The organism is Pararhizobium antarcticum, from assembly GCF_001885585.1.
Classification (GTDB): Bacteria; Pseudomonadota; Alphaproteobacteria; order Rhizobiales; family Rhizobiaceae; genus Pararhizobium; species Pararhizobium antarcticum.
In genome coordinates this window covers 1-3261 of record NZ_LSRP01000018.1, presented here as the reverse complement: position 1 = coordinate 3261, position 3261 = coordinate 1, and the positions used below count along the sequence as shown (strand labels likewise).

Sequence of the window (3261 nt, the reverse complement as noted above, 5' to 3'; positions counted from 1 at the left end):
GCCGTAGACTGGCCAAGGACCTCGAAAACCTGTCAAGAAATGCGCTTGCCTTCCTCAAATTAGCCTCCATCCGCCTCATGCTGCGAAGGCTATGTTCAAAATGAGAAAGTGTTCGGACGGACTCTCAATGAGAGGCATTGTGTAATTGTCATAAAACTGACATGGATGGGCGGCGTAAGCAACCAACGAGAATTGATCATGTTCTACGCATTCAGACGGAATCCACGTGAACGTTTGCGAAGCCTCCCGGTTATAGGTAAGGTCACGGCGATGCTCTTTGAGCGCGCAGATCGAAACGGTTGGCTGTCCGACATAATTTCCGATCCGCAGGTTTTATGGGGCCGAAGCAGGTTATTCCGCTTTTTTTCGCAGCCTTGGGAAGCAGTAGGCAGCACGCCCATTGTCACAATAGTTGTTGCTAGTCGAAACAACGAGGCTACGCTTAGAAAGGCGGTATGCTCGCTACTAAACCAAACGCTTCACAACATTGAAGTGATAATTGTTGATGACCACAGTACTGATGGATCAGTGCACGTCGCTCGTGATCTGATAATGACTGATTCGCGCGTTAGGCTACTTATAAACAAATCACGGCTCGGAACTGGAAGTTCGCGCAACAACGGCATGAAAGTTGCGAGAGGTGAGTACATCACGTTTCAGGATGGGGATGATACGAGTGAACCATCTCGCCTTGAGGTTCAATACAAGTCTTTTTTAAAGTATCCTAGCAAGGAATTGGTTACATGCAACTATGTAAGAGTAAATGAAAATGGAGACGTTATATATATAAATAATAAGAGAACAATGAGATGCATTATTTCTATGATGTTTAGGCGTGAAAAAATATTATCTGAGGTTGGTTATTTTCGTGACGAAAGTGTGAGTGAAGATTCAGATTATTATGAGCGTATCAAAATTGCTTTCGGAGCCAGTTGTGATCTGCTTGTCTTTCGTACACTCTACAAAGCACTGTTCCGCTCTGATTCTTCATTTTTTGGGACTACTAAAATTATTCAAATTTCGAGGGAGAATGTAAATTTTGACCGCTATCCCAGCACGCTAAGTCGTTGGCGCGAGTTACAATTGGAGCATTTCGAAATGAAGGCAGGCAGGCTTTCGCACTACGTCCCACTAGTACACGAAGAACAATGCTCAGAGTTGTCGCGAACTCAAGCTGCCGCAGGTAAATCCTAACTGTAGGTCCACAAAGAAGTTGAATGATATTAATTGCTTGTGATTCCATGCCGTTAATTTGCTTCGGCGGGGGCATAGAAACCATGTGGACGAATGCGAACCTTGGGAAATACAATTGAGATGGTCTGCGATATCCGAGCGATTTGACGGATGCGGAATGGGGGCGGTTGAGCCATTGATTCCTCCTACCAAGCGAGGCGGTCGCAGGCGTGAGGTCAACGTGCGCGAGGCCATCAATGGCCTGCTTTACGTTCTCAGCACCCGTTGCCACCTATTAAGCAAGCTCTGCGAGCGCAACAGCGTCATCATCAACACCAACCTTAGCTTCAGCGAATGGGCAACGGTCTTCGGCGACGCCAAGATGACCACGGCTCTGCTGGACCGCCTGACCCATCGTCGCCATATCCTGAAAACAGGGAAACACAACTTCCGCTTCAAGGCCAGCTCGGCTGCAGCCGCACAGAAGAGAGGAGAAAAAGCCAATCACTTGACCAAATCCTGATCAAAAACCATACTTATACCAATCGGCATTGATCATGACCGATGGGCCCAATCTCGCAATCCGATTGACATGATCTTCCATGGTTGATCGATGAGCTTGTTCCAAGCCTCGCAGCAGTGATCGACGATGGTGGCCTCCAGCGCACAACGCCATGGATCGCCGGGATCGGCCCCTTCTCCACAAGACGACGAAGTTCCTGGCGCTGATCGTCGTTGAGTTTAGGGCGTGGTGACGATTTAAGGTTTTGGGATTCCCAAAACTCTGCAAATCAGATTCAAAACTGACTTTTTGGAGGTTAGCAATGAATTGCGATGCGCTTCGGGATGATCAATGGGAGCGGATTAAACCTTTTGTGCCAGGCGGGACCAAAGGCCGTCGCGGTCCGCGCACCAACAAGCGGCTTTTCCTCGATGCACTGTTATGGATGGCCCGTTCCGGCGGACGTTGGCGCGACCTTCCTGAGCGTCTGGGTGACTATCGCTCGGTGAAGCGGCGCTACTACCGCTGGATCGAGATGGGTGTTCTCGACGAAATGCTTTCGGTTCTGGCCCGCGAAGCCGATCTTGAATGGCTGATGATAGACAGTACCATCGTGCGCGCCCACCAGCATGCAGCCGGCGCACGCAAGCAAAAGGGGGGCGGATGCCCAAGGCCTGGGTCGGTCTCGCGGCGGATTGAGCACGAAAATCCATGCTGCCACGGAAGCGCTCGGCCTGCCGATACGCTTGATCGGCCCGCCCGGACAGCGCAACGACATCGCCCTGGCCCACGAACTTGTCGAAGGCATCGAGCCCGAAACCATGCTGGCCGACAAAGGCTACGATGCCGATCATCTCGTTGAAAGGATCGAAAAAGCAGGAATTGGAGTCGTCATCCCGCCCAAACGCAATCGCAAGTGTCAGTACCGGAGCAATACTCCCCAATAGTGCCGTTTGAATCTTCCCCAGGTGCTGCGGCCGCTGGTCTTCCGGGGCGCGCCCCGGAAGACCAGCGGCGCGTCATCGTCAATACTCCTTCCGATGGTCGGAAGGGGGATATTGGTGATCAAGCTGAGGGAGACGATCATGATCTTGGATCTGCATCAGCAGGGCCTGACAGTGTCAGCTATTTCCAGAGAAACAGGCATCGATCGCAAGACGGTGCGCAAATACATAGAGCGGGGCCTCGAGGTCCCGGCTTATGGACCGAGAAAGCCTCGCGCGACGGTTATCGATCCGTTTGCGTCATACCTGCGGGAGCGGGTGAAGACCTATCCCGGCCTCACGGGTAGTCGGTTGCTCCGAGAGCTCCGGGATCGAGGTTATGCCGGCGGTTACACCGCCGTCACGGACTTTCTTCGTGACGTGCGACCTCCGGCAAATCCAGGTTTCGAAGTTCGCTTCGAGACGCTGCCAGGCGAACAGGCCCAAGTCGATTTCGCCCAGTTCCATGTCGTTTTTGCGTATTTCGGAAGAACGGGACAGTGGTTTCACTAAATCGCGGACAGTGTTTTCATTAATTCCGGGACAGCCTGGTGTGGTCGATTTTCGCCTGCCTGGTTGAAGTCATGAGCGATTGATTTCGCC

At 51.9% G+C, this 3261-nt stretch carries 1 protein-coding gene and 5 pseudogenes; all 6 read left to right on the top strand.

Features of this window, described 5'->3' with window-relative positions; genetic code table 11:
* A pseudogene (locus AX760_RS26590) lies at positions 1 to 104 on the top strand (IS5/IS1182 family transposase); the annotation flags it as partial.
* Positions 105 to 198: 94 nt separating this feature from the next.
* Positions 199 to 1194, top strand: a complete 996-nt coding sequence (locus tag AX760_RS02810) for a glycosyltransferase family A protein (protein WP_175552003.1) — start codon at positions 199 to 201, stop codon at positions 1192 to 1194.
* 125 nt (positions 1195 to 1319) lie between these two features.
* Positions 1320 to 1462 (top strand): annotated as a pseudogene (locus AX760_RS27020) (transposase); the annotation flags it as partial.
* Positions 1463 to 1696 (top strand): annotated as a pseudogene (locus AX760_RS27015) (ATP-binding protein); the annotation flags it as partial.
* Between the two features lie 301 nt (positions 1697 to 1997).
* Positions 1998 to 2598, top strand: a pseudogene (locus tag AX760_RS26130) (IS5 family transposase); the annotation flags it as partial.
* Positions 2599 to 2736: 138 nt separating this feature from the next.
* Positions 2737 to 3135: pseudogene (locus tag AX760_RS02785) on the top strand (helix-turn-helix domain-containing protein); the annotation flags it as partial.
* Positions 3136 to 3261 lie beyond the last annotated feature (126 nt).